Genomic DNA, 1,734 nt, shown 5'->3' on the forward strand with positions numbered 1-1,734 from the left:
CAGTAAATTGTTTTTGCATTTGACGTGCAATCCCTTGTAAAGACCGTGTAAATTTTTAGCGATTGTAGCAAGACAATAAAGTGAACGCAATACTAAAATGATTTAATTATCAACGATGTTTTCGTGAAAATATGGGAAGCAACAACATGTTTAAGAACTATACTTTGAATTTTTAAAGGGCGGTAATTACTTGTGCCAAAACCGCTTATCGAAAGTAATCCCTTAAACAGGGTGTGTTTTAGAAAAAGTTAACAAAATCGATTGATTCATTAAATTATCAATTTAATAGCTACAAAAAATAAACCACAGATTATGATAGAATGCCTACCGACAATTAAAGTCACGTTTTTGCCCTCAGATGAGGGCTTTTTATTGAGCTTCAAAAAAAACAACGCCATGATCATCAATTTCTTTCAGCAAATAAGGGTCTTTTAAACTGCTATAAGAAGATAAGTCAACTTCATAAGCTATCCATGAGTCATCTAAGTCTGTACTGATCCGGCACACAGTTTGATAATCAACGTCACCCTTTAAAGTCAAATCAATATCTGATCCAGGCCGAAAGTTACCTTTAGCTCTTGAGCCATAAAGAATAGCCTGTTTAATTTGTGGGTATTTTTTCAAAATATCATAAATAATCGTAACTGTTTTATCTGATAACCCGTGATCTAACATATTAGTTGTCATCATCAATAAGATTATTTAATTTACTTCCAAGCTTAACTAATTCAGAGTGATATTTATCAACAATGAGTTTTATAATTTCTTCTGCTTGAGCTTGATCATAAGTGTGTGATGTGCGATTTCTGCTCTCAACCATATCCAACCAACATTCACCATTATCAACCAAACCCTCTTTAAAGGCTCTCCTTAAAGTGCTTCGCGACCCTCCAATATCTAAGTGGCCATCGAATCGCAAATAGTCCTGTAGAGTTTTCCAAGCCATTTCATAAGTGAATTCAAAGGCTTTGATAAGGCCCTGTTGCTCTAACTCAGATAATTCTCGTTCCTTATTAAGGACTAATGCCGAATTTAGCTGATTTAACGCCTTATTATAACTTAATAGGCGTTGCTTCCAGCGCGGAGCTTCTTTTGTCATATTTGTTTTAACTCTCTAAACATCACCAAAGATCACTACAAGCGACCTTCTATTATTAATACTCATACGATAATAGCACAAAGCAGCCCTTAGCCTTGGATGACTGAAACTGGTGAGCGACTTCCAGTAACTCGCGTAAGATGTCACGACAATCTAATGATTGCTGCGGGTAGCTTAATTTCCCGACTCGCCCTGTTCCAACCTCTCGTTGTTTTTGTCGGACTGCTTCACAAAATCACGCCCAATTTATACTTTGGGACAGCAAATACATAGAGTGTATTAGTCTGGTTTTCACGTGTTTCCTCACTAAACATCCGGTATGTGTAACGTGTTCCGGTTTCACTAAACATCTGGTGTTACGTTCCAGTTCTCGACCTTTTTTACGTTGTAGGTAGAACGTCCATTTTGCCGAACTCGAAAATGAAAAAAAGAGTTAGTCCGCCCAGAATACCCGGATGCTAAAAAAGGGTCAAATTTTTCCATTCACTGCCGCGCTATGTCAGGCAACATTTTTTTAGCGCTTCCCACAAAAATAAGGTCCAAACCCTTTTAAATTATGATAATCTGACATAGCGCGGCGGTGATAACTCCGCAACAAACGAAACAATAAAAATAGAACAGAAGAACGGGACAAC

2 protein-coding genes are annotated in these 1,734 nt (G+C 37.2%); both read right to left on the minus strand.

All coding sequences use genetic code 11. From position 1 onward, the window contains the following. Window positions 1-369: 369 nt before the first annotated feature. A complete protein-coding gene (locus BGC07_RS18695) occupies window positions 370-675 on the minus strand; it encodes a nucleotidyltransferase domain-containing protein (protein WP_069314582.1) in 306 nt (101 codons plus the stop codon). A 1-nt stretch (window position 676) separates the two neighbouring features. Beyond that, window positions 677-1,099: a nucleotidyltransferase substrate binding protein gene (locus BGC07_RS18700; RefSeq protein ID WP_069314575.1), complete on the minus strand. Its 423-nt coding sequence runs from the start codon at window positions 1,097-1,099 to the stop codon at window positions 677-679. Between the last annotated feature and the right edge of the window lie 635 nt (window positions 1,100-1,734).

This window comes from Piscirickettsia litoralis (genome assembly GCF_001720395.1).
Classification (GTDB): domain Bacteria; phylum Pseudomonadota; class Gammaproteobacteria; order Piscirickettsiales; family Piscirickettsiaceae; genus Piscirickettsia; species Piscirickettsia litoralis.